This is a genomic window from Comamonas kerstersii, from assembly GCF_002056725.1.
Classification (GTDB): Bacteria; Pseudomonadota; Gammaproteobacteria; order Burkholderiales; family Burkholderiaceae_C; genus Comamonas; species Comamonas kerstersii.
The window spans coordinates 2398641-2423009 of the sequence record NZ_CP020121.1 but is presented as its reverse complement, the minus strand read 5'-3'; the positions used below and the strand labels follow the sequence as shown (position 1 = coordinate 2423009).

The 24369-nt window shown below is 57.5% G+C and carries 20 protein-coding genes and 5 tRNA genes; 7 read left to right on the top strand and 18 right to left on the bottom strand.

The window, feature by feature from the left end; translation table 11 throughout:
* Positions 1–165: 165 nt before the first annotated feature.
* From B5M06_RS11305 to rpsB, 16 genes are all read right to left on the bottom strand, one after another.
* Positions 166–936, bottom strand: coding sequence for a TrmH family RNA methyltransferase (locus tag B5M06_RS11305; protein WP_054066867.1), 771 nt, complete (start codon positions 934–936; stop codon positions 166–168).
* Positions 933–1586: a ribonuclease HII gene (rnhB, locus tag B5M06_RS11300; RefSeq protein ID WP_054066866.1), complete on the bottom strand. Its 654-nt coding sequence runs from the start codon at positions 1584–1586 to the stop codon at positions 933–935. Before rnhB ends, B5M06_RS11305 begins: the two co-directional genes overlap by 4 nt.
* Complete coding sequence (gene lpxB / locus B5M06_RS11295; protein ID WP_054066865.1) at positions 1558–2727, bottom strand: lipid-A-disaccharide synthase; 1170 nt, start codon at positions 2725–2727, stop codon at positions 1558–1560. Before lpxB ends, rnhB begins: the two co-directional genes overlap by 29 nt.
* Before the next feature lie 2 nt (positions 2728–2729).
* Positions 2730–3524, bottom strand: coding sequence for an acyl-ACP--UDP-N-acetylglucosamine O-acyltransferase (gene lpxA, locus B5M06_RS11290; RefSeq protein WP_054066864.1), 795 nt, complete (start codon positions 3522–3524; stop codon positions 2730–2732).
* Positions 3524–3979: a 3-hydroxyacyl-ACP dehydratase FabZ gene (gene fabZ, locus B5M06_RS11285; protein ID WP_054066942.1), complete on the bottom strand. Its 456-nt coding sequence runs from the start codon at positions 3977–3979 to the stop codon at positions 3524–3526. The genes lpxA and fabZ overlap by 1 nt, the downstream gene beginning before the upstream one ends.
* Entirely contained in the window at positions 3976–4977 is a 1002-nt protein-coding gene (gene lpxD / locus B5M06_RS11280; protein ID WP_054066941.1) for a UDP-3-O-(3-hydroxymyristoyl)glucosamine N-acyltransferase, read from the bottom strand. Before lpxD ends, fabZ begins: the two co-directional genes overlap by 4 nt.
* Before the next feature lie 17 nt (positions 4978–4994).
* The gene (locus tag B5M06_RS11275) at positions 4995–5504 is read right to left on the bottom strand and encodes an OmpH/Skp family outer membrane protein (RefSeq protein WP_054066863.1); all 510 of its coding nucleotides are present in this window, start codon (positions 5502–5504) and stop codon (positions 4995–4997) included.
* The gene (gene bamA / locus B5M06_RS11270; protein WP_054066940.1) at positions 5504–7885 is read right to left on the bottom strand and encodes an outer membrane protein assembly factor BamA; all 2382 of its coding nucleotides are present in this window, start codon (positions 7883–7885) and stop codon (positions 5504–5506) included. The genes B5M06_RS11275 and bamA overlap by 1 nt, the downstream gene beginning before the upstream one ends.
* Before the next feature lie 41 nt (positions 7886–7926).
* A complete protein-coding gene (gene rseP / locus B5M06_RS11265) occupies positions 7927–9288 on the bottom strand; it encodes an RIP metalloprotease RseP (protein ID WP_054066862.1) in 1362 nt (453 codons plus the stop codon).
* 29 nt (positions 9289–9317) lie between these two features.
* Positions 9318–10496, bottom strand: coding sequence for a 1-deoxy-D-xylulose-5-phosphate reductoisomerase (gene ispC / locus B5M06_RS11260; protein ID WP_054066861.1), 1179 nt, complete (start codon positions 10494–10496; stop codon positions 9318–9320).
* On the bottom strand, positions 10493–11347 hold the full coding sequence (locus B5M06_RS11255) for a phosphatidate cytidylyltransferase (protein WP_054066860.1): 855 nt from the start codon (positions 11345–11347) through the stop codon (positions 10493–10495). Before B5M06_RS11255 ends, ispC begins: the two co-directional genes overlap by 4 nt.
* 13 nt (positions 11348–11360) lie before the next feature.
* Entirely contained in the window at positions 11361–12095 is a 735-nt protein-coding gene (gene uppS, locus B5M06_RS11250) for a polyprenyl diphosphate synthase (RefSeq protein ID WP_054066859.1), read from the bottom strand.
* Positions 12096–12121: 26 nt separating this feature from the next.
* On the bottom strand, positions 12122–12682 hold the full coding sequence (gene frr, locus B5M06_RS11245; protein WP_054066858.1) for a ribosome recycling factor: 561 nt from the start codon (positions 12680–12682) through the stop codon (positions 12122–12124).
* 71 nt (positions 12683–12753) lie between these two features.
* Positions 12754–13476 carry a UMP kinase gene (gene pyrH / locus B5M06_RS11240; protein WP_054066857.1) on the bottom strand — a complete coding sequence of 241 codons (723 nt, stop codon included), beginning with the start codon at positions 13474–13476 and terminating at the stop codon, positions 12754–12756.
* A gap of 73 nt (positions 13477–13549) precedes the next feature.
* Positions 13550–14440, bottom strand: a complete 891-nt coding sequence (tsf, locus tag B5M06_RS11235; RefSeq protein ID WP_054066856.1) for a translation elongation factor Ts — start codon at positions 14438–14440, stop codon at positions 13550–13552.
* 102 nt (positions 14441–14542) lie between these two features.
* Positions 14543–15295 (bottom strand): 30S ribosomal protein S2, encoded by a 753-nt coding sequence (gene rpsB / locus B5M06_RS11230; RefSeq protein ID WP_054066939.1) that lies wholly within the window; start codon positions 15293–15295, stop codon positions 14543–14545.
* A gap of 318 nt (positions 15296–15613) precedes the next feature.
* Between rpsB and B5M06_RS11225 the strand changes: the two genes are divergently transcribed.
* Both B5M06_RS11225 and B5M06_RS11220 read left to right on the top strand, forming a co-directional pair.
* A complete protein-coding gene (locus tag B5M06_RS11225) occupies positions 15614–16861 on the top strand; it encodes an NAD(P)/FAD-dependent oxidoreductase (RefSeq protein ID WP_054066855.1) in 1248 nt (415 codons plus the stop codon).
* Positions 16862–16869: 8 nt separating this feature from the next.
* Entirely contained in the window at positions 16870–18381 is a 1512-nt protein-coding gene (locus tag B5M06_RS11220; RefSeq protein ID WP_054066854.1) for a bifunctional ADP-dependent NAD(P)H-hydrate dehydratase/NAD(P)H-hydrate epimerase, read from the top strand.
* A 116-nt stretch (positions 18382–18497) separates the two neighbouring features.
* Here the strand turns inward: B5M06_RS11220 and rnr are convergent, their stop codons facing one another.
* Positions 18498–20849 (bottom strand): ribonuclease R, encoded by a 2352-nt coding sequence (rnr, locus tag B5M06_RS11215; RefSeq protein ID WP_077393535.1) that lies wholly within the window; start codon positions 20847–20849, stop codon positions 18498–18500.
* Between the two features lie 33 nt (positions 20850–20882).
* On the opposite strand from rnr, the gene B5M06_RS11210 reads away from it, so the two are divergent.
* The 5 genes from B5M06_RS11210 to B5M06_RS11190 all read left to right on the top strand — a co-directional run bounded on the left by B5M06_RS11210 (position 20883) and on the right by B5M06_RS11190 (position 21702).
* A tRNA-Leu gene (locus B5M06_RS11210) sits at positions 20883–20967 on the top strand.
* Positions 20968–21109: 142 nt separating this feature from the next.
* Positions 21110–21194: transfer RNA gene (locus B5M06_RS11205), tRNA-Leu, on the top strand.
* A gap of 88 nt (positions 21195–21282) precedes the next feature.
* Positions 21283–21367 (top strand) — tRNA-Leu (locus B5M06_RS11200).
* A gap of 86 nt (positions 21368–21453) precedes the next feature.
* Positions 21454–21538, top strand: a tRNA-Leu gene (locus B5M06_RS11195).
* Positions 21539–21617: 79 nt separating this feature from the next.
* Positions 21618–21702, top strand: a tRNA-Leu gene (locus tag B5M06_RS11190).
* Positions 21703–21835: 133 nt separating this feature from the next.
* On the opposite strand, the gene B5M06_RS11185 is transcribed toward B5M06_RS11190, so the two are convergent.
* The gene (locus tag B5M06_RS11185; RefSeq protein ID WP_054066852.1) at positions 21836–24361 is read right to left on the bottom strand and encodes a DUF349 domain-containing protein; all 2526 of its coding nucleotides are present in this window, start codon (positions 24359–24361) and stop codon (positions 21836–21838) included.
* Positions 24362–24369: the final 8 nt, after the last annotated feature.

Genomic DNA, 24369 nt, shown 5'->3' with positions numbered 1-24369 from the left:
TTACGCCCAGCGCGTGCTCCTGCGACCTAGCGTCGTGGAGCATGTTGCTTTGTCTGCAATGAATGGCGAGGAAAGCGTCGCTAGGCGTATGGAAATAATGCTGAAAAGCCACTCATTATATCCATCGCCTCATGCAGGCTCTTATAAACCCGCATGAGGAGTGCCTCACTTCAGTGCAGAAAGCGCGCTGGCATGTAAACAGATAGCAGCCGCCGCACCAACATTCAGGGACTCTTCTCCGCCAGGCTGGGCAATACGCACATGCTGCGCAGCCAAGGCTTCTACTGCTTCACCCACGCCCTGCCCTTCATGCCCCATGGCCCATGCACAGGGCCATGGCAATGTCGATGCATGAATCAGCCCCCCACGGTGCGAACTGGTGACCAGCAGCGGCACCTTGAGCTGCTGCAGCGCCTCAGGCCCCACCCCTTCTACCAGGTGCAAGGCAAAGTGTGCACCCATGCCTGCACGCAGCACCTTCTGGCTCCACAGCGCCGCCGTACCCTTCATGGCAATGATTTGTTTGAAACCAAAGGCAGAGGCCGACCGCAAGATGGAGCCTACATTGCCCGCATCCTGCACACGGTCCAACACCACGGTAGGAGCCTCCGGCAAGATGGCCGTATCCGCCTGCCAGGGCAGGATGTATCCCATGCGTGCAGGCGACTCCAGACCGCTGATATCTGCAAACAAGGCATCATCCAGAACTATTACTTTGCTAGCTGCTTGCGCCCATTCCACGGGCGCTAGAGGCCAAAAAGACTTAGAAAAAACAGCCACCTTGGGTGTCAGACCACGCGTGAGGGCTGCGCGGCACAGGTGGTCACCTTCCAGCCACACATGGCCCAGCTTGCGATACATGCCGCTTTCGCGCGAGAGGCGGCGCAGCTCTTTGACAAACGCGTTGTCGCGCGAAGAAATTTCTGTGATGTTCATAGCTCTGTCACTGCGCCAGAAAGCGCTGTCGAGGTTTGCAGCACCTGCGTCACAGGCGCAAAGCTGCGGCGGTGCTCGGGCGTAGCCCCCAGTCCGCGCAAAGCCTGCAAATGGGCAGCCGTGCCATAGCCTTTGTGTGCCGCAAAACCGTATTCCGGATATTGCAGATCAAACTCCTGACACCAGCGGTCACGATGCACCTTGGCGAGGATGGATGCAGCAGAGATGGCCTGCACCTTGGCATCACCCTTCACAATAGCCTCGGCCTGCATGTCCAGCCTTGGAATGCGATTGCCATCCACCTGCACCAGACTGGGCTTCAGGCGCAGGCCATTCACAGCTCTTTGCATGGCCAGCATGGTGGCCTGCAGGATGTTCAGGCGATCAATTTCTTCCACCGAAGCCTGTGCAATACAAAAGCACAGGGCCTTGGCACGGATTTCGTCGAACAGTTTTTCGCGACGTGCAGCGGAAAGCTTCTTGGAGTCAGCCAGCCCTTCAATAGGGTTCAAGTCGTCCAGAATCACTGCGGCGGCAACGACAGGGCCTGCCAGTGGGCCACGCCCTGCCTCATCCACCCCGGCAACCAGACCTGGCGCATGCCAAGGCAGTGTGCTTTGCTCAGGGAGAGAGGATTTTTTGGATGGCATGTGCTGATAACTGAGGGGTATCTCGAAACAAACTGTGGTGCAAGGCGGTAAAACGTGCCTGTATGGTCTTCACCTTGGCCCGTGCATGCTCGCTATGGTCCAGCCACTGTGCAATCGCATCAGCCAGCGCACGGGGTGTCGCCTGGTCTTGCAGGAGTTCAGGCACCACAAAGTCTGAACACAAGATATTTGGTAAACCCACCCATGGCTGCAATTGCTTGCGCTGCATGAGCTTGTAGCTCCATGGGTGCATGTTGTAGGCAATCACCATGGGGCGCTTGAACAAAGCGGCCTCCAGCGTAGCTGTGCCGCTGGCAATCAAGGTGCAATCACAGGCTGCCAGCACATCGTGCGACTGACCTTTGACAATCTTCAGCCATGACGCCACTTGCAGCTCGTGCGACAAGGCAGTCAGACGCTCATGCAAAGCAGGCACTGCAGGCAATACCACCTGCAGATCTGGAAACTCCTGCTTGAGCAGCGCTGCGGCCTGCATGAATGGCTTGGCGATGTACTGCACTTCGGCACGGCGGCTACCGGGCAGCAAAGCCAGCACGGGTTTGTCCTGCTCCAGCCCCAGGCGCGTACGCGCCGCAGCACGGTCAGGCTCCATGGGGATGACTTGCGCCAGCGGGTGGCCGACATAAGTCGCAGCAATGTCATGCTGCGCCAGCAAATCAGGCTCAAACGGAAACAGGCAGAGTACATGATCGGCCGCAGCACGAATCTTGTGTATGCGCTCCGGGCGCCAGGCCCAGATGGAGGGGCACACAAAATGCACAGTCTTGATGCCTGCCGCGCGCAGATCCTGCTCCAGCCCCAGATTAAAGTCCGGCGCATCTACGCCAACAAATACATCAGGGCGATCTTGCAGCAGGCGTGCGCGCAGCTGCTTGCGGATGGACAGGATATCCCACAGCCGTATCAACACTTCAAAGCTGTACCCATGCACGGCCAGCCGCTCGCTGGGCCACAGCGCTTCAAAACCACGCTGCTGCATGCAGGGCCCACCAATGCCATAGCTGGAGACGCCGGGCCACTGCTGCTGCATGCCGTCCAAAAGCAAACCGGCGAGCAAGTCACCTGACGTCTCGCCGGCCACCATCGCTATGCGAGGCTGAAATAGGTCTTGTAGCGACATATCTAGCGTGCAATACCTCGGGTGGATGCCTGCAAAAATTCCTGCATCAACGCAATGTCAGCGGTCGCCTCAGGAATTTCTGTCAAGAGATCACCGATTGACTGCTGCGCTGCCTGCAAGGTCAGACCTTGACGGTAAAGCAGCTTGTGCATCTGCTTGACCGCCTGGATACGCTCTGGCGTAAAGCCACGGCGACGCAGACCTTCAATATTGAAGCCGCGCACAGCCAGTGGATTGCCTTCGACCATCATGTATGGGGGCACATCCTGTGCGATACGGCTGGCAAAACCCGACATGGCATGCGCACCGATTTTGACAAACTGATGCACGCCCGTGAGGCCACCCAGAATCACCCAGTCACCCAGGTGAACGTGCCCTGCCAGCGTGGCGTTGTTCGCCAAAATTGTGTGATTGCCCACCACGCAATCGTGCGCGATATGCACATAGGCCATGATCCAGTTGTCATTGCCCACGCGCGTCACACCCGAATCCTGTGCCGTACCCGTATTGAAAGTACAGAACTCACGGATGGTGTTGCGGTCACCAATCACCAGCTGCGTAGGCTCACCCGCATATTTCTTGTCCTGCGGCTGCGCACCCAGTGAAGCAAACTGAAAAATCTGATTGTCTTCACCAATGGTGGTGTAACCCTCAATGACGCAGTGTGGCCCAATACGCGTGCCAGCACCCACCTTGACATGACTGCCAATCACGCTGTATGCGCCCACAGTCACGGAAGGATGCAACTGTGCTCCTTCGTGGATGATGGCAGTGGAATGGATATTGGCGTTGCTCATCAAGCCTGCTTTTCAGGGCCTACATAACGCATGGTACACATCAGCTCTGCTTCACAGGCGACTTCATCACCCACACGAGCTATGCCTTTGAACTTCCAGATACCGGCGCGCACGCGATCAATCGAAGCTTCCAGAATCAGCTGATCACCGGGCTCGACAGGACGCTTGAAGCGTGCCGAGTCAATGCCCACGAAGTAGTAGATATTGTTTTCATCAGGCACCTGCCCCATGGCATCAAATGCCAGCAGGCCTGCAGCTTGCGCCAGCGCTTCCAGCATCAGCACACCGGGCATCACGGGACGGCCAGGAAAGTGGCCCATGAAGTAAGGCTCGTTGAAAGTAACGTTCTTGATGGCGCGAATGCGCTTGTTGCTCTCAAGCTCTACAACACGATCCACCAGCAGGAAAGGATAACGATGAGGAAGTTGCTTGAGAATTGCGTGAATATCCATTATGAATTTCCGTTCTTGCTTTTTTCCGCTTGCATCGCAAGCTCCAGCTTTTTGATGCGCTCTCGCAGCACATGCAATTGCTTGAGCGATGCGGCGTTTTTCTCCCACTGCTCGTTAGTTTGCAGAGGAAAGATGCCAGTGTACAAGCCTGGCTGGTGAATCGAGCGAGTCACCATGGATGTTGGAGAAATACTGGTCCCATCGGCAATGCTCAGATGACCCAGGATGTTGGCTGCACCACCAATCGAGCAGTGCTTGCCAATGCGTGCACTGCCAGCAATACCTGTATTACCCGCGATTACTGTATGCGCGCCTACGTGCACGTTGTGCGCAATCTGCACGAGATTGTCGAGCTTGACGCCATCCTCAATCACAGTGTCATCCAGCGCCCCGCGGTCAATACAGGTATTGGCGCCAATTTCAACGTCGTTACCAATGCGTACACCACCGAGCTGCTCGATCTTGACCCAGCTCCCGGCCTCATTCGCAAAGCCAAAGCCATCAGCGCCGATCACTACGCCTGGATGAACCAGGCAACGCTGGCCCAGCTCACAGCCATCGGCAACCGTCACTCGAGAGGTCAACACCGTATGCGCACCGATTTTCACGCCTGCGCCAATCACACACAGTGGCCCAATATAGGCAGATACATCCACCTGCGCCGTAGCGTCCACAACTGCTGACGGATGAATACCAGTCCGGACGCCACCCTGCTGCTGCGCTTTCCAGAGCTGCGTCAGCTTTGCGAAATACACATAGGGATTGGCCGCCACAATACATGGCCCACGTCGCTCGGCAGCTGCACGCATGCCAGGCGCAACAACGACACAGGCCGCCTTGGAGGCGGCCATTTGTGCTTCGTACCTTGGGTTACTCAGAAAACTGATAGATCCAGCATCTGCGGTCTCGAGGGGAGCAATTCGAGAAATTGGTATTTCTCTGCTGCCCCCCACCAGTTCTCCACCCAGGGCATCGAGTATTTGTCCAAGCTGAACAATCACTTCCATGCCCTCAAGGCTTACTTGGAACCGTCGTTCAAAGCTTTGATCACTTTATCCGTGATGTCGTGCTTGGGATTCACGTAGACAGCTTCCTGCAGGATGATGTCGTACTTTTCCTTTTCAGCAACTTGCTGCACCACCCGGTTGGCCTGCTCAAGCACGCGAGCCAATTCCTCGTTCTTGCGGACACTCAGGTCCTCCTGGAACTCACGGCTCTTGCGCTGGAAGTCACGATCCTGCTCGACCAAGGCACGCTGCTTGGCCAGACGCTGACTCTCCGACATCGTAGGCGCATCACGTTCAAAAGCTTCTGATGCACTCTTGAGTTGATTGCTTGCAGCGATCAGTTCACGCTCACGCTTGGAAAACTCCTGCTCCAGCTTGCTTTGTGCAGCCTTGGCTGACGATGCCTCACGGAAGATACGATCCGTGTTCACAAAGCCCGCCTTAAATTCTTGTGCGTAAGTGGTCAGTGCCAGACCACCCAACAGGGCAGAAACTGCCAATGTGCGATACATTTTTTTCATCAGAAAGCCGTTCCAATTTGAAATTGAAGTTTTTGCAACTCATCACCTGGTTGTTTGCGAATGGGGTTCGCCCAAGCCAGTCGCAGTGGTCCCAGCGGAGAGATCCAGCTCAAGCCAATACCTGCTGATGCTCGCATACCATCGGCGTTTATAACACCAAGACCTCGTGTCTGCTCCTTGTCACCATAAATAGTGCCAACGTCGACAAACGTGAACCAGCGCAGAGTTTTGTCGTTGCCAGCACCAGGAAACGGAGCAATCAGTTCAAAGTTCATGACGGCTTTTTTGTTACCGCCCAGATACGAGTAACTACCGCCACTGTATTTCTCAATAGAGCCATTGGGGCCAATGTACTCTGTAGCACGTGGCCCCAGACTGCCTTGCTCAAAGCCTCGAACCGAGCCCAGACCACCCGCATAGAAATTCTTGAAGATGGGGTAGGCATTACCACCCAGACCCTTACCCCAGCCCAGCTCCGTATTAAAGGCAAATGTCACAGCCTTGGTCACTGGCACATACTGCTGGAACTGGTAAGTGGCTTTCACATACTTCAGATCACCAGCTGGAGACAACTCTGCGTTCACACGCTGATAACGTCCGGAATTAGGCGCCAGAGCACTGTCACGTGAGTCGCGCCCCCAGCCCAGCGTCAGAGGAACCGCAGTGTTGCTTTTACCCGCAAGCGCCTCATACTGTCGAGGCATGTAGACACCGCGATCAATCTTGGTCTGCTCAAAACCAGCACCGAAATACACGGTATCAATTTCGCTGAAAGGCACGCCGAAACGAACTGAAGCCCCCTTGGAGACGATCTTGTACAGCTGGTCCGCCTTGACCACCTGGTCATCCACATACACATCACCAGAATAAGGGCGGGATGTTCTGTAGAAGGCATCAATCGTGCGAGAAATACCATCCTGTGTGAAATAAGGATCGGTGGTACTCAGCACCAGCGTACGGTTGTATTTGCTGGTATTGATATCAAGGCCCAAGTAGTTACCCGAGCCAAACGCATTTTCCTGCTTGATACCAAAGCTCAAAGACACTTTTTCAGCGCTCGAGAAACCCGCACCCAAGGTGACTGCTCCGGTGGGTTTTTCCTTCACACGCACCACCAGGTCCACTTGGTCAGGAGAACCAGGAATTTCCTGGGTATCGACATCCACTTCGGTGAAAAAGCCCAGGCGGTCTACACGATCGCGCGATAGCTTGATCTTGTCACCGTCATACCAAGAGGATTCAAACTGGCGGAATTCACGGCGAATCACCTCGTCACGCGTACGATCATTGCCTTCGATATGGATGCGGCGCACATAGGCACGGCGCGAAGGCTCAGCCTGCAGCACAAACTTGACGAGATTCTTCTCACGATCAATCTCGGGCACAGCCGCTACACGCGCAAAGGCAAAACCAAAATTACTGAAGTGATCAGAAAATGCCTTGGTCGTTTCTGCCACCTGGTCTGCATTGTACGGCTGACCAGGGCGAATCTTCACCAGAGACTTGAATTCTTCTTCACGCCCCAGATAGTTGCCATCCAGCTCCACATCAGAGACGACAAACTTGTCCCCTTCATGGATATTGACCACCAGCGAGATCTTTTGCTTGTCTGGAGAAATCGCAACTTGTGTCGAGTCGATACGGAAGTCCAGATAGCCACGCTGCAGATAATACGAACGCAGCGCCTCCAGGTCAGCATTCAATTTGCTGCGTGAATAACGATTGGACTTGGTGTACCAGCTCATCCAGCCACCAGTGTCCTGGTCGAACTGTTTCTTGAGCGTCGATTCACTGAAGGCGTGATTGCCCACAATGCGGATGTCATTGATTTTGGCTGGCTCACCTTCAGTCACTGAGAACGTCAGGTTCACGCGATTGCGCTCGATGGGCGTGACTGTAGTCACAACATCTGCACCGTACAGGCTGCGGTTGATGTACTGGCGCTTGAGTTCCTGCTCTGCACGATCTGCCAGCGCCTTGTCAAAAGGACGACCCTCTGCCAATCCCACATCACGCATGGCTTTTTGCAAGGCTTCCTTATCGAACTCCTTGGTGCCCACAAACTCTACGTTGGCAATGGTTGGGCGCTCTTCCACCACTACCACCAGCACATTGCCGTTCGCTTCCAGGCGCACATCTTTGAAAAGTCCCAACGCAAACAAGGCGCGAATTGCTGCCGCGCCTTTATCGTCGTTGTACTCTTCACCTACACGAATAGGCATGGAGGCAAATACCGTTCCTGGCTCTACGCGCTGCAGGCCTTCGACACGAATATCCTGGACCTTGAATGGGTCTAAAGCCCATGCAGCTTGTGCAGCACTCAGCAAGGCTGCCACAGCCAAGGCCGTGCGAGCAGCATATCGATTTTTAGATAGTTTCATTTGTGATGCAGGCGCCATCCTTGCGGATCGGCAGAGACTCGTTAGCCCCAAATGCGGCTGATATCGTTAAACAAAGCGATGGACATCATCACCAGCAAAAGGCCTATGCCCCCCCGTTGCAAGCGTTCCATCCAGACGTCACTGACCGCACGGCCAGTCACACCTTCCCAAAGATAATACATCAGGTGCCCACCATCCAAAACAGGAAGCGGCAGCAGATTTAAGACGCCGAGGCTAACGCTGATCAGGGCCAAAAACAAGATGTACTGCACCAAGCCAAGACTGGCTGATTTGCCAGCATAGTCAGCAATCGTCAGCGGACCACTGAGGTTTTGCAAAGATGCCTGTCCAATCAACATCTTGCCCATCATCTGCAAGCTCAGCACGGACACATCCCAGGTCTTGACCACACCTGCGAGCAAACTATCTATCGGCCCTTTTTGCACCAAGACCATGACTGGTGCGCTGCCTATCATGGCGCCGACCCGGCCAATTGTCAGGCCTTTGTCTTCAACCACATCCAGTTCCACAGGAAGCTGCAGCTGGCGATCTTGACGCTCAATCAGCCACATCGCGTTTTGTACAGCTGGATCGGCTGCAGCACTGCGAATCAGACTGCGCAGCTGCGGAGCATCCGTAATCTGTATGTCATTGACCTGAAGTACCCGATCGCCAGGCTGCAACCCAGCTTTCTCGGCTGGCATGCCCGTGAGCACATCCCCCAGCACCGCAGGTGACCAAGGATATTCAATGCCAATCTGGCGCAAAGCAGTCTGATCCAGATCCGAGCCCTGCAAGGAGGAAAGCGGCAAATATGCCTGACCTTGCTCACGCCCGCCTGCCTTTTGCCAGATAAGTTCTACATCACGGCCATTGAGGGCTGCCTGCATCAGCGCCCAGCGCAAAGCCTCAAAAGACTCCACCGCAGCAGCATCTGCGCCAGCAGTCTGCACACTGAGAATCTGCTCTCCGCCCAACAAGCCCGCACGCTCTGCCAGCGTCGCCTGCGCAGGCTTGGCAATAATGGCTTGCGGCTGCTCCTGCCCCATCCAGTTCACCAAGCCATACAGCAGGACGGCGAGCAGCAGATTTGCAGCGGGCCCTGCCGCCACAATTGCGGCACGCTTGCGCAAAGGCTGTCGATTGAACGCCCGTGAGAGCTGGTCTGCGGGCACGTCACCTTCTCGCTCATCCAGCATGCGCACATAGCCCCCAATAGGCAGTGCGGCAATCACGAATTCAGTTTCACCGTTCTTGCCTCTCCAGCGGAACAAGGGCTTGCCCATACCAATGGAAAAGCGCAGCACCTTGACACCACAGGCCACTGCTACGCGATAGTGACCATACTCATGGACAGCAATCAGCAGCCCCAGAGCAACAACAAAGGCAAGAACAGTCAGCATGAATTCCTAGCGGCAGATAAGACGATGACCTAAGCCACCATGTGACGCAGCAGCCCCCAGGCCACGCTGCGCGCTTCAGCATCCAAGCTTAACAAGGCTTCCAGGCTATCCGGGCGCTGAGGCTGCAATGCCTCCATAGTGGCACGGTTGACTGCGTGAATCTGGTCAAAGCGCAACTCACCAGACAGGAAGGCCGCAACGGCCACCTCATTGGCTGCATTGAGCACCGTCGTCGTACCTTCTGGCGCCTTCAGTGCCTGCCAGGACAGATACAGCCCCGGGAAACGCTGTTCGTCTGCTTCCTCAAAGGTCAGCGCCGTCAGCTTTGCAAAATCCAGGCGCTCCACACCGCTTTCGATACGCTCAGGCCATGCCAGACCACAGGCAATCGGCACACGCATATCGGGCGTGCCCAGCTGGGCCAAGATGGACGCATCCTTGAACTGCACCATGGAGTGAACGATCTGCTGCGGATGAATCACCACCTTGATCTGATCAGGCGCCACATCAAACAGCCAGCGCGCCTCAATCACTTCCAGCGCCTTGTTCATCATGGTGGCAGAGTCCACCGAGATCTTGCGCCCCATGGAGAAATTGGGGTGCTTACAGGCCTGCGCAGGTGTGATTTCCGACAGCGTACTGGGATCACGCTGGCGGAAAGGGCCGCCTGACGCCGTCAGCAGCAGGCTGTCGATACGTGTCTTCCAGGTACTGCGGTCTTCTGGCAGGCACTGGAAGATGGCAGAGTGCTCGCTGTCAATGGGCAACAGGGTGCAGCCACTGTCGTGCACGGTCTGCATAAACAAGGCACCACCTACGACCAAGGCTTCCTTGTTCGCCAGCAACAGGCGCTTGCCAGCACGGGCCGCTACGAGCGCCGGCGCCAGACCTGCTGCCCCCACGATGGCCGCCATCACAGCATCAACATCCGGGTGAGATGCTATTTCTTCAAGAGCATTGGATGCAAGCAGGACCTGCGTTGGAAGGCTATTCGCCTTTAACTTTTCCTGCAACTGCAAGGCATGTGACTGACTGGCCATCACCGCGTAGCGCGGCTTGAACTCCGCACACTGTGCCAGCATCAGCTCCACCTGCGTGGCAGCACTCAGCGCAAAAATTTCGTATTGGTCGGAGTGGCGACGAACCACATCCAGCGTGTTGGTACCAATCGAGCCCGTAGAGCCCAGTACCGTCAGGCGTTGTTTCATGAATGCACCAAAGAAGTCAGCATCATGGCCAGCGGCAGGGTGGGCAATAAAGCATCAATACGGTCCAGCACACCACCGTGACCCGGCAAAAGCTGGCTGCTGTCCTTGACCCCCGCACTGCGCTTGATCAAGGACTCCACCAGATCGCCAATCACACTCATGGCTGTCAAGAAAAGCACAGCCATCAGCAACATCCACCAGCCTTGGTCAAACAAGCGTGTGTACAGGCTGCCGACCTGAGCATGCAGACGTGCATCGAGCCACACCCACAGACAGGCCATCAAAAACACACCGGCAAAGCCTCCCCATGCACCTTCCCAGCTCTTGCCGGGACTGATGGAGGGGGCCAGTTTGACCTTGGTAAAGCGCAGGCCAAAGGCACGGCCTGCAAAGTAGGCAAATATGTCTGCTGCCCACACCAGCGCCAGCACCGACAGCAAGAAGTTGATACCTATGGCACGCGCCTGAACGATGGCCAACCCTGCCACCAACAAAGCCAGGACGCCCGCAACCCAGCGTACCGCCACAGGAATCTTTCCCCAACCCGGTACACCCGACTTGATCAAGGCCGCACTACCCAGCACCCACACCCCGCCAGCAGCCAGCCATAGCACCGTGTGCGACTGCGCAACAAAACCGCTATAGCCCAAGCCCAGCCCGGCTACCAGAACCAGCAGCCCTGTACATACGGCACCCGGCATGCGCAAACCATTCAGCCTTCCCCACTCCCAGCCAGCCAGTGAAAGCATCAGCAAGACTATGGCGTTAAATGCCAAAGTATCAGAGCTGAGCATGGCAGGCAGCAAAATGGCCAGCAAAACCAAGGCCGTGATCACGCGCTGCTTGAGCATAGGCGCTCTCCCTTCAAGCGGACACCTGCTCGCCAGATGTCGGGGTTATTTGTTCAGAGGTTTTGCCAAAGCGGCGTTCACGCTGCGCAAAGTCAGCAATCGCTGCATCGAGCTGCTCTGCACCAAAGTCCGGCCACAGCGCCGAACTGAAATAAAACTCAGAGTACGCTGACTGCCACAGCAAAAAGTTGCTGATGCGTGTTTCAGCACCCGTACGAATCACCAGATCCGGATCAGGCACATGAGCCAGCGCCATGGCAGCACTCAGGCTGCTTTCCGTAATAGGTTTGCCTTCTTGGGCCAGCCGTGCTGCAGCCTGCACAATGTCCCAGCGGCCACCGTAGTTGAAACAGATATTGAGCACCAGACAGTCATTACCTGCTGTCAGAGCCTCTGCCTGCGCAAAACCATTGCGCACTTTTTCAGAGAGATTGGCGCGCTCTCCCACAAAACGCAGCTGCACGCCTTCTGCGTGCAGGCTGGGCACTTCCTTGGTCAGTGCACCCGCCAGCAGATTCATCAGTCCACTGACTTCATCCTCAGGACGATTCCAGTTCTCCGACGAAAATGCAAACACCGTCAGCACACGCACGCCGCGCTCAATGCACAGGCGCACGCAGCGACGCAGAGCTTCCAGGCCTTGCTTATGCCCCGCCAGACGGGGCATAAAACGTTTTTTGGCCCAGCGCCCATTGCCATCCATCACGATGGCAATATGCGACGGCACCACAGTCATCTTCGTAGTCATAAGCCTCGCTCTGCGTCCTTGACTGATTACACAGCCAGGATGTCCTTTTCCTTTTCAGACACCAGCACATCGATCTCTGCGATGAACTTGTCTGTCAGCTTCTGGATGTCAGCTTCAGAGCGCTTCTGATCGTCTTCCGAAGCCTCCTTGTCCTTGACCAGGCGCTTGACGGCTTCGTTGGCATCGCGACGCAGATTGCGCACAGCAACCTTGGAGGCTTCGCCTTCATTGCGTGCCAGCTTGGTCATTTCCTTGCGACGCTCCTCGCTCATGGGAGGCATGGGCACACGAATCAGATCACCCATGGAAGCGGGGTTCAAACCCAGATCGCTTTCACGAATGGCCTTTTCGATCTTGGCCGACATGTTCTTTTCCCAGGGCTGAACGCTGATAGTGCGTGCATCCAGCAGCGACAGGTTCGCCACCTGCGACAGCGGTACCATGGAGCCGTAGTACTCCACATGGATCACATCCAGCAGCTGGGGGCTGGCGCGACCGGTACGGATACGCGACAGGTTGTTCTTCAGAGCCTCGATGGACTGCCCCATCTTGGTTTCCGCATTTTTCTTGATTTCAGCAATCGTCATATCTGTTACCTCTGAAAGCAAACGGCCTTCCTGTGTTTGCACAAGGAAGGCCAGAAGTCGCTCTTAACAAATCAAGCGTACACCAGTGTACCTTCGTCCTCGCCCATCACCACACGCAGCAAAGCGCCGGGCTTGACGATGGAAAACACGCGGATGGGCAACTTCTGGTCACGGCACAGCGCAAAAGCCGTGGCATCCATGATGCCCAGATTGCGACCGATGGCCTCATCAAATGCCAGCTTGGTGTAACGCGTTGCCTCAGGATCCTTCATAGGGTCTGCGGTGTACACGCCATCCACCTTGGTCGCCTTGAGCACAACCTCTGCGCCAATTTCAGCGCCACGCAGGGCAGCAGCCGTATCTGTGGTGAAGAAAGGATTACCAGTGCCGGCTGCAAACACCACCACCTTGCCCTCTTCCAGATACTGCAACGCCTTGGGACGCACATAGGGTTCAACCACTTGCTCGATGCCAATGGCAGACATCACGCGCGCTGTCAGACCCTGCTTGTCCATGGCATCGGCCAGAGCCAATGCATTCATCACCGTGGCGAGCATGCCCATGTAGTCGGCGGTTGCCCGGTCCATACCGACCGAGCCACCTGCTACGCCACGGAAGATGTTACCGCCCCCGATCACGATCGCTACCTCAACACCCACCTTGGTCACTTCAGCAATCTCGCTGACCATGCGTTCGATGGTGGCACGATTGATGCCGAACTGATCGTCCCCCATGAGCGCCTCACCAGACAACTTGAGCAAAATGCGCTTGTGGACTGGTTGAACTTGTGTCATAGGGATTCTCCGGCGGCTAATTAAGGTGATATCAGGAAATAAAGGGAACGGTTGGGCTAGCTAAATATAAATATCAAGCGCCCTTAGCAGCGGCCATCTGGGCAGCCACTTCAGCAGCGAAGTCATCGGCCTTCTTCTCGATGCCTTCACCCACCACGTACAGGGTAAAGCCCTTCACAGTGGTGTTAGCAGCCTTCAGCATGGCAGCCACAGTCTGCTTGCCATCTTCAGCCTTCACGAACACCTGGTCAGCCAGAGACACTTCCTTCAGGTACTTCTGCACGGAACCTTCCACCATCTTGGTGACGATTTCAGCAGGCTTGCCGGATTCAGCAGCCTTGGCAGCAGCCACGGAGCGCTCTTTTTCGATCAGGTCAGCAGGAACGTCAGCAGCAGTCAGCGCCACAGGCTTCATGGCGGCAACGTGCATAGCCACGTCCTTGGCAGCTACAGCGCTACCGTCAAACTCAACCACAACGCCGATGCGCGAACCGTGCAGGTAGGAAGCCAGGTTGCCTTCAAAGCGCTTGAAACGACGGAAGGACATGTTTTCGCCGATCTTGCCGATCAGGCCCTTGCGCACGTCTTCCAGGGTAGGGCCAAAGCCGTCTTGCTCGTAAGCCAGAGCGCCCAGGGCTTCGATGTCAGCAGGATTGTGCAGAGCCACCAGCTTGGCAGCAGCGTCAGCCATGGCCACAAAGCTGTCGTTCTTGGACACGAAGTCGGTTTCGCTGTTCACTTCGATCATGGCACCCACGTTGCCTTCGATGAAGCAAGCCACCACGCCTTCAGCAGTCACGCGTGCAGCAGCCTTACCAGCCTTGGTACCCAGCTTCACACGCAGCAGCTCTTCAGCCTTGGCCATATCGCCTTCAGCTTCCACCAGAGCCTTCTTGCACTCCATCATGGGCGCGTCAGTCTTTGCGCGCAGTTCAGACACCATGCTTGCGGTAATTGCAGCCATCTTGTTTCTCCGTATTCAGTTCAAATCGTTACAGGATTTTGCTTAAAAAAAGGGGGCTACGTGAGCCCCGCTTTTTTATCGCGACAGAGCGCGTGCCAGGACTTAGGCAGCGGACTCTTGCACTTCCACAAACTCGTCAGCGCCTTCACCGGCAGCTGCTTGAGCCACGTCGTTCAGACGGGCTTCGCGGCCTTCCAGGATCGCGTCAGCGATGGCGCGAGCGTACAGGGCAACAGCCTTGGCGGAGTCATCGTTACCGGGGATCACGTAGTCGATGCCATCGGGATTGTGGTTGGTATCCACCACACCGATCAGTGGGATGCCCAGCTTCTTGGCTTCGGAAATAGCGATCTTGTGGAAGCCCACGTCGATCACGAAGATAGCATCAGGCAGGGCGTTCATGTCTTGAATGCCGCCGATGTCCTTTTCCAGCTTTTCCAGTTCGCGAGCAAACATCAGCTGTTCCTTCTTGGACATGGCTTCCAGGCCAGCTTCTTGCTGAGCCTTCATGTCCTTCAGACGCTTGATGGAAGTCTTCACGGTCTTGAAGTTGGTCAGCATACCGCCCAACCAACGCTGATCCACGAAAGGCACGCCAGCGCGCTGAGCTTGCTCAGCCACCAGTTCACGGGCTTGACGCTTTGTACCCACCATCAGGATAGTGCCGCCGTTAGCAGACAGCTGCTTGGCAAACTTCTGGGCTTCCTGCAGCATGGGCAGGGACTTTTCCAGATTGATGATGTGAATCTTGTTGCGGTGACCGAAGATGAACGGAGCCATCTTGGGGTTCCAGAAACGAGTCTGGTGACCAAAGTGGACACCAGCTTCCAGCATTTCGCGCATGGTAACGGACATGTTTTTCTCCAAAGGTTGGGTCTTAAATTCGGCTCGATTTCGCCCCTGACATCAGGAAGTGCGACACCTTGTGGAAGCCGATTTGCTATTTGCTTTGCCCAGGTTTCAGGCTTGAAATCCAAGCAACCAACTGCAAAGCCGAAAGATTTTAGCACAAGACAGTCCTGCACGAGCCGCCGCACACTACCAAACCGCCATAGATGCCGACAAACAGACCACAAAGGAAGTTCTTAAGGTTTCTTTGTGCGTTGCGCTATTGACGATAGGTTTTGCAGGTCAAAATCACTCTTTTCAATAGTGATAGCGCTTACACACGCCATGAAGATCGCCATCGTGGGAACTGGCATAACCGGCATCTCCACAGCCTTGGAACTTGCCCGGGATGGACACCAGGTTACCGTTTTTGAACAACGCAATGCCGCGGCCGAGGACGCCAGCTTTGCCCCTGGCGGCTGGCTGACCCCGCTGGCAGCGCACAGCCTGACCGCCCCCGGTCTGGGCATGCCCCTGAGGCAGCTGCAGAAAAACACCAGCCTGCTGCAGGCATCGGGCCGACTGGGCTCCCCCACCTGGCGCTGGATGCGCCAGTGGAAGAAAAACGAAGCACTGATCCATAAGCATGGCAGCAACCCTTTCGGCGCCGCGCTGCATGCCATGGGTCAATTCAGTGACAGCCTGCGCTGGCAGCACTGCGAAGACAGCGAAGCCCTGGCCGAGCGCAAGCGCAGCACCCTGATCCTCCTGCGCACACCGCAGGAAGCCAGCTTCTGGAGCACCCAGATTCCTGCACTGAAAGAGCAAGGTGTGCGCTGCGAGCTGCTGAACGCCGCACAGGCACAGGAGCTGGAACCCGGCCTTGGACAGGACATTGCCTGGCTGCACGCCCTGCACTTTCCCGATGGCGAAAGCATCAACCCACGCCTTTGGGCGCAGCACCTGCGACTGCAAGCCCAGGAACTGGGCGTAGCTTTTCACACGGGCATGGACATCACCCGCATCCACCACAACCCCGTGGGCGTAGAAGTCAACGGCCAACTACACCCTTTCGAGCATGTAGTGATCTGCACCGGCGCACAGCGCAGCATGCTGACTGCATGCGGCATAGCGCTGCCTCTTATGTCCATCTGGGGCTACAGCGTCACGGCTCCCGTGCGCGATCCGCTGCACGCACCACGCAGTGCCATCATGGACTGGGAGCAGCAGGCCACCATCTGCCGCATGGGGCAGCGCGTGCGCATCACAGCCGGACTGGAAATGGGCAGCACGCCTGAGGCTGCACACCACCAACCCACGCTGCAGCGCATGTACCACCTGCTCAATGACTGGTTTCCAGGCGGCGTGCAGCTCGCATCCGCACAGACCCAGATATGGCGTGGCGCACGCGGCTACCTGCCAGACGGATTGCCTGCCGTGGGCGCCAGCCAGCACCCAGGCATCTGGCTCAATGTGGCGCATGGCAGCCACGGCATCAGCCTGGCTGCAGGCTGCGCGCGTGCGCTGGCAGACATGCTGGCCGGGCACGATGCAGCGGTCGACATGCAGGCCTTCTCTCCCTTGCGCTTTTAGGAAAAACCATGCTGCAGCGTATTCACTGGCTTAACACCACCCCCCAGCCGCTGTGGAATGCGCAGCGCAGCAAGCTGATTGAGCAACAGGCGCTCAGCCAGCCCCAGCACCCCAGCCTGATGGAGCGCGCCGGCCTGGCCATCGCCCAGCTGGCCTGCGCGATGGCACCGCACGCACGCCAGGCCTGGGTGCTCTGCGGCCCCGGCAATAACGGCGGCGACGGTCTGGTAGCCGCGCGCCACCTGGTGCAGCGCGGCCTCACCGTCTGGGTACACTGGCTCGGCACACCGGATGCATGCAGTGCCGACAGCAACAGCGCCTGGCAGCAGCTGAAACCCTATCCTGTGCACTGGCTTACCCCCGAAAACATTCCCACCCTGCAAGCCGATGACATCGTCATCGACGCCCTGCTCGGCCTGGGTCAGCAAGCACGCCCGGGCAGCTCCAACTCATCACTGCAGACACTGCTGCAGCACAGCTACGCCAGCCCTGCACACGCACTGGCAGTGGATGTACCCACCGGCCTGGACACCGACAGCGGCGCATGGCTCCCCGGCTTTACACCTCCTGCACACTGGCAACCCAGCAGCCGCCACACCCTGAGCCTGCTCACCCTCAAGCCAGGCCTATTCACCCACCATGGTCGTGACGCCTGCGGACAGATATGGTGGGACGATCTGGCATGCAGCGACACCCTCCAGCAACACCCACCCACCGCCTGGCTCAATGCCACACCCACGCACATACAGCGCCACCACAACAGCCACAAAGGCAGCTTTGGCGATGTACTGGTCATTGGCGGCGCCAGCAGCATGGCGGGAGCAGCCATCCTGGCCGCCACAGCCGCCCTGCACCACGGCGCTGGCCGCACACTGCTGCACCTGCTTGCCCCCAATACCAGCTGCCACCACACCATCGCCCCCGACCTGATGCAGCCGGACGCCAGCAGCACCCGCGCATTGCTGGGCAGCGCTACCGTGGTGTGTGGCTGCGGCGGAGGCAGCGCCATTCATGCATGGCTGCCTGAAGTGCTGCAGCAGACACCCCGACTGGTGCTGGATGCCGATGCACTGAATGCCATCGCGCAGGATGCTTCTCTGGCAACCGCCCTGCAGGCACGCCGCGCGCGGGGGCAAGCCACCATCCTCACACCCCACCCACTGGAAGCCGCACGGCTGCTGCAACAAAGCACAGCAGATATTCAAGCCCATCGTCTGCAAGCTGCACAGACGCTGGCTGAACGCCTGCAATGCACGGTGGTCCTCAAGGGCTCAGGCAGCATCATTGCCAGCCCAGCGCAAACGCCACACATCAACCCCACCGGCAACGCCCGCCTGGCCATTGGCGGCACGGGCGACGTACTGGCCGGCATGGTCGCCGCACGCTGGCAGCAGCAGCCATCAACGCACCTGGCGGCCTGCGAAGCCGTGTGGGAGCACGGCGCTCTGGCCGAAAACTGGCCCAGCACCCAGCCACTCACCGCCTCTGCACTGGCCTGTACGCCATGGCAGGTTATATAAAAAAGTGAGCTGCCAGCGCTTGCTACGCCTGTATTTCAGATACAAAAGCATCTGAAAACAAGCATATTCAAGCGCTAACAGCTCACTTATTAAGAGCTATCAGTCTGAAGCCAGGCTTAACGGCGCTTTTTGCCCGACTTGGCCACCGGCTTACCCTGCGGCTTGACTGATGCTTTGGCGGGATTGCCTTTCTGCCCACGCACAACACCAAAGCCTGCCGCAGCCACTGGATCTACCCAGGCACTGCCACCGCTTTTGGGTGATGCAGCTGCTCCGCGCTTTTTACCTGCCTGAGGGCGGGCGCGTGGCGCTGGCTCTGCATAAGCAGGCACCGCTTCCTGCGCTTCGCGGCGTTCATGCCGCGCGGCGCGCTGGCGGCCGCCACCACTGCGTGCAGACGCGGCAGCCATGGCTTCATCCTGCACGATGCGAAAGTCAATCTTGCGCCCATCCAGATCCACACGGCTGACCTGCACCTGCAAGCGAGAGCCAATCGTGTAGCGCACGCCCGAGCGCTCGCCACGCAGCTCCTGGCGCTGCTCATCAAAGCGGAAGTAGTCCCCACCCAGCTCGGTGATGTGCACCAACCCTTCCACATACATGGCATCCAGCGTCACAAAAATGCCAAAGCTGGTGACCGCCGTGACCGTGCCCGTAAACTCCTCGCCCAGGTAGTCACGCATGTACTTGCACTTGAGCCAGGCTTCCACATCGCGGCTGGCTTCATCGGCACGACGCTCATTGGCACTGCAGTGCAGACCGGCGGCCTCCCACCCCTGCAGCTCGGCCTGCGCCAGCTTGCTGCGCGGCTTGATCTGCGGCTCGGTCACACGGCTGGCCAGACGCTTGGCCAGCTTTTCCTGCGCCTCACCGGGCACAGGCAGCTGGGGCAGCTTGTACTTGACGTCATGCAGAATGGATTTGATGACGCGATGCACCAGCAAGTCCGGATAGCGGCGAATCGGGCTGGTGAAGTGCGTATACGCATCAAAGGCCAGACCAAAGTGGCCGCCGTTGTCGGGTGTATACATGGCCTGCATCATGGTGCGCAGCAGCATGGTGTGGATTTGCTGCGCATCCGGACGCTCCTTGGTCGCATCCGCAATCGCCTGGAATTCCTCAGGGCGCGGTGAATCACTGACGGACATGTTCACACCAATGGCCTTGAGGTAGCCGCGCAGCAAATCAATCTTCTCTGCCGAAGGCTTGTCATGCACGCGGAATAGCGCCATACGGCCGTTTTGCTTAATAAAGTCTGCCGCGCAGACGTTGGCAGCCAGCATGCACTCTTCGATCAGACGGTGCGCATCATTGCGCGTGCGGGGCACGATTTTTTCAATGCGACCGCTTTCATCGCAGACGATCTGCGTCTCCACCGTATCAAAGTCCACAGCTCCGCGCTGCTTGCGCGCCTCCAACAAAGCGCGGAACACGCCGTGCAAGTTCAACAGATCAGGCACGCGCTCCTTGCGCTGCGAAGCTTCCGGGCCACGGGTATTGGACAGAATCGCCGCCACTTCCGTATAGGTAAAGCGCGCATGGCTGTGCATCACACCGGGGTAGAACTGATAGGCATGCACCTCACCCTTGGCGGTGATCAGCATGTCGCAGACCATGCACAGGCGATCCACATCAGGGTTGAGCGAACACAGGCCGTTGGAGAGCTTTTCCGGCAGCATGGGAATCACACGGCGCGGGAAGTACACACTGGTCGCGCGCTCGTAGGCATCCACGTCAATCGCATTGCCGTTTTGCACATAGTGACTCACATCGGCAATCGCCACCAGCAGACGCCAGCCCTTGCTGCGACCGACCTTGGCAGGCTCGCAGTACACAGCATCGTCAAAGTCGCGCGCATCTTCGCCATCAATGGTGCACAGCGGCACATCGCGCAGATCAATGCGACCCTTGCGATCCTTGGCCATCACCTTTTCAGGCAGGGCCTTGGCTGCCGCCAGACAGGCTTCCGAGAACACATGGGGCACGCCGTACTTGCGCACCGCAATTTCAATTTCCATGCCGGGGTCATCCATCTCCCCCAGCACTTCCAGAATGCGGCCTACAGGCTGACCAAACAGGGCTGGAGCCTCGGTCAACTCAACCACCACCACCTGCCCCGTCTTGGCCTGCCCCGTTGCCCCCTGAGGCACCAGTACATCCTGACCATAGCGCTTGTCTTCGGGCGCCACCAGCCAGACGCCGCTTTCCTGCAGCAGGCGGCCAATCAAGGTCTTGGTAGGCCGCTCGATGATCTCCACGATATGCCCTTCCGGGCGGCCGCGCTTGTCCTGGCGAACGATGTGCACGCGCACGCGATCCTTGTGGAGCACGGCACGCATTTCGTTGGCGGGAATGTAGATATCGGCCTCGCCATCGTCACGAATGACGAATCCATGACCGTCTCGATGCCCTTGCACCGTTCCTTCAATTTCCTTGAGCGAATTGCGCGAGTTGGTGCGTGGGTCCATTTTTTTGCTATACAATCTAAATCTTTCCTGAAAGCCCAGGTGGCGGAATTGGTAGACGCACTAGTTTCAGGTACTAGCGGGTAACTCCGTGGAGGTTCGAGTCCTCTCCTGGGCACCAAGTTTAACGACAACTGGCAACAGTATCGGCGAACAAAAAAAGTTTGCAAATTTCATTTTTTGCCATCTTTTTTGTGAGTAAAATTCAAGGATTCAGAGAAGAAATTTGATTTTTTTGAAACTTCTTGTTTCAGGAAATATCAGCCCAGGTGGCGGAATTGGTAGACGCACTAGTTTCAGGTACTAGCGGGTAACTCCGTGGAGGTTCGAGTCCTCTCCTGGGCACCAAAATTTGCGATGCTTGCTTGTTCAGCAGGCATCAACAAAAGCAAATTGTTGAGTGCTACCTCACTTATTTAAAAACAATTTGTCTTTTGCCCAGGTGGCGGAATTGGTAGACGCACTAGTTTCAGGTACTAGCGGGTAACTCCGTGGAGGTTCGAGTCCTCTCCTGGGCACCAAAAATTTGCGATGTCTGTTTTGCAGGCATCAACAAAAGCAGGTTGTTAAGTGCTACCTCACTTACTAAAAAAACAACTTGTCTTTTGCCCAGGTGGCGGAATTGGTAGACGCACTAGTTTCAGGTACTAGCGGGTAACTCCGTGGAGGTTCGAGTCCTCTCCTGGGCACCAAAATTTGCGGCATTTGTCATGCCAACAGATATGGGTTGTGAAGTGCTACCACACTTCTTATAAAAATCAGCTCTTATTTGCCCAGGTGGCGGAATTGGTAGACGCACTAGTTTCAGGTACTAGCGGGTAACTCCGTGGAGGTTCGAGTCCTCTCTTGGGCACCAGACAAGCAAAGGTCACTGCAAGCAATTGCAGTGGCCTTTTTTGTTTTACCCCTCCTTCACAACATCCAGACCATAAAAAAACCACCTGTGCACAAAGCACAGGTGGTTTCAGAGGAGGTGCAGCGGCAGCGCCTTATTTGCGCAGCAGCACCTTCAGCACATTCTGCAGGCGACGCGCAACTGCATCAGCGTATGCCGTTGCCAGAACGGCTGCCACGTCCTGTGTCCAGGTCTGCTCGGGAGCAGGTGCGTTGCGACGCGTGAGCAGCTGCAGTTGCAGCATGCGACGCGCAGACAGATGCTCTGCAGGTGTAGATACATCCGCTGCAATCTCCAGACGCAGCAGCGCCTCGGCAGCATCACCTGTAGCTGGTGTACCCAGCGCCTGCTCCCAGGCCTTGCGAGCCTGCGCGTTCACCTTGGCACCCAGCTCCTGCGCAGCAGGCAGCAGGGCTGCATCACGCTTGCTCCAGGCATCCATCAGCTTGCTCAGGGCTTCGCCGTGCGCCTGCGCCGCCAGCTTGCGCAGCGCATACTGCGCAGCCTCCATGGCGTCGCGCTGTGCACGGAATGCAGCATCACCCAGACGAGGCGCACGCTCGGCACGTGCAGGACGCACATCCTTGCGAGCAGCAGGCTTGGCCGCCACAGCTGGTGCTGCTTCTTTCTTGGCACCAGGGCGATCATCACCACGCACAGCCACCACCGCCTTGGATGCAGCATTGGCCTCCACCACAGGCGCAGCTTCTGGCTCTGCTGCCACAGGCGCTGCCTCTGCAGCAGGATTGCGCACAGCATCTTCCAGCGCTGCCATGGCCGCACGGATTTGCTGCACATCACCGCCGGCATTGGCTGCCTGCAAAGCCTTGGCAGCCTCCAGCACAGCACGGTCGTGTGCAGACAGATTTTCTGCAGCAGGCACACGCACACCGCGCTCTACGCTCTTGCGGCTAAAGGCTTCGTCCAGTGGCTTGCGGAAGGTGTCCCACAGCTTTTGCTCGAACTTGCGATCCAGCGGCACCGCCTGTGCTTCCGCCTGCCAGCGCTGCTGCAGTGCCTTGATGGCATCAATACGCAGTGCGGCTGCCTGCGCCAGCTCCTGGGCTTCGGCAATCATGGCATTGCGGCGCTCGACACTTGCCTTTTGCGCAGCCTTGAGCGGCGCTTCCGCAGCCGTCATAGCCTGCTTGAAAGCAGTCTGCAGCTCTGCAAACACCTTCTCGCCCACATGGCCGCTTTCGCGCCAGCGTTCAGCAAACTGGCGCAAGGCGCGCGCCATGCCCTTCCAGTCCTGGCTGCTCTGTTGCTGCTGGGCCCATGCCTTGATTTCATCAATCAACGCCAGGCGTGCTGCCTTGTGCTGCGTGGATTCTGTACGCACGCGCTCCAGCCATGCTTCCACTTGCTTGTAGGCAGTATTGCAAGCCTCATCAAACTTTTTCCACAGCGCATGGTTAGGAATAGCACCCTGGTCTGCCTGCTTCCACTGCTCACGCAGCTGGCGCAGGGATTCCTGCAGCTTGCGGCCACCCAGTGCCTGTCCTTCAGGGCGTGCGCTCAAAGCTTCTGCCTTGGCAATCAGCTCTTCACGCAGACGGTCTACTTGCTGGGGTTGCCAGCCCTGTGCATCACCAGCAGCAAGCAGCTGTTCATGCACCTGCTGGGCAACCACCTGATCCAGCCAGCGGCCATGTTGCTTCAACACTGCACGCAGGGCTGCAATAGCCTCAGCCTTTTGTTCTGCAGAGGCTTCAGCCAGTGCCTTGAGTGCTGGCAGCACAGCCTGAACTGCTGCCTGCTGCTTCTGTGCCATGTCCTGCTTGGCTGGCTTGGCCGCTGCTGCGGGCTTGCTGGGGACGGCTGCCGCCAGCTGAGAAGGCAGACCACGCGCCACACGGATTTCATCAGCCCACACGGGTACGGGAGGCAGCTCAGCGTTTTCGTCAGCTGCAGCAGCCTGCGTCACAGCCAGAGCCGACTGGAATGCTTCCCAGACCACCAGCAATTGCGCACGCGATGCCTCCAGCAGCGGAGGGAAACGGTCATTGACACTGCTCCAGCTGGCATCATTGGTGAGCACCTCGGCCTGTGCCTGCCAGTGCGCGACATCATTGACCAGACCTTCCTGCGCTGCTTCTGCGGCCTTCCACGACTTGGTGGACAGCACTTCAATGCGCTGAGCCAGCAAGACAGCCGCTTCACGCTGCACCTGCACACGGTGCTGCAGGTCTTCAATCGTCTTGATGCGCTCGGCCAGCTCCTGCTTCAGAGCAGACAGTGGCTCGCGGGACAGCGGAGCGCCAGCCTTGGCTGCATCGCGCTGCCACGCCACGGCTTCCGCGACATTCAGGGTTGCACCGGCGAGCAAAGCACGGGCTTTCTCAGCCCATTCCACAGCGATGACTTCCTGCTCTTTGGCACGGCGAATGTCATCCATGCGTTCGCGCACCAGACGTGCCACGCTTTTGTCGCGCACGCTCAGTTCTTTGAACACCTCTTGCAATTGCTCACTGGATGGCTGGGAAGCCAGCCACTCACGGATGCAGGCAGCGCGCTCGCCGGATGTAGCGGCCGAGAACGCACCACCAGTCAGTGCATCCAGCGGATGAACCTCTGTGTGCTTGGCTGGGGAGGCATTCATTTCAGGTGCGTCGGACATTTTGCTGC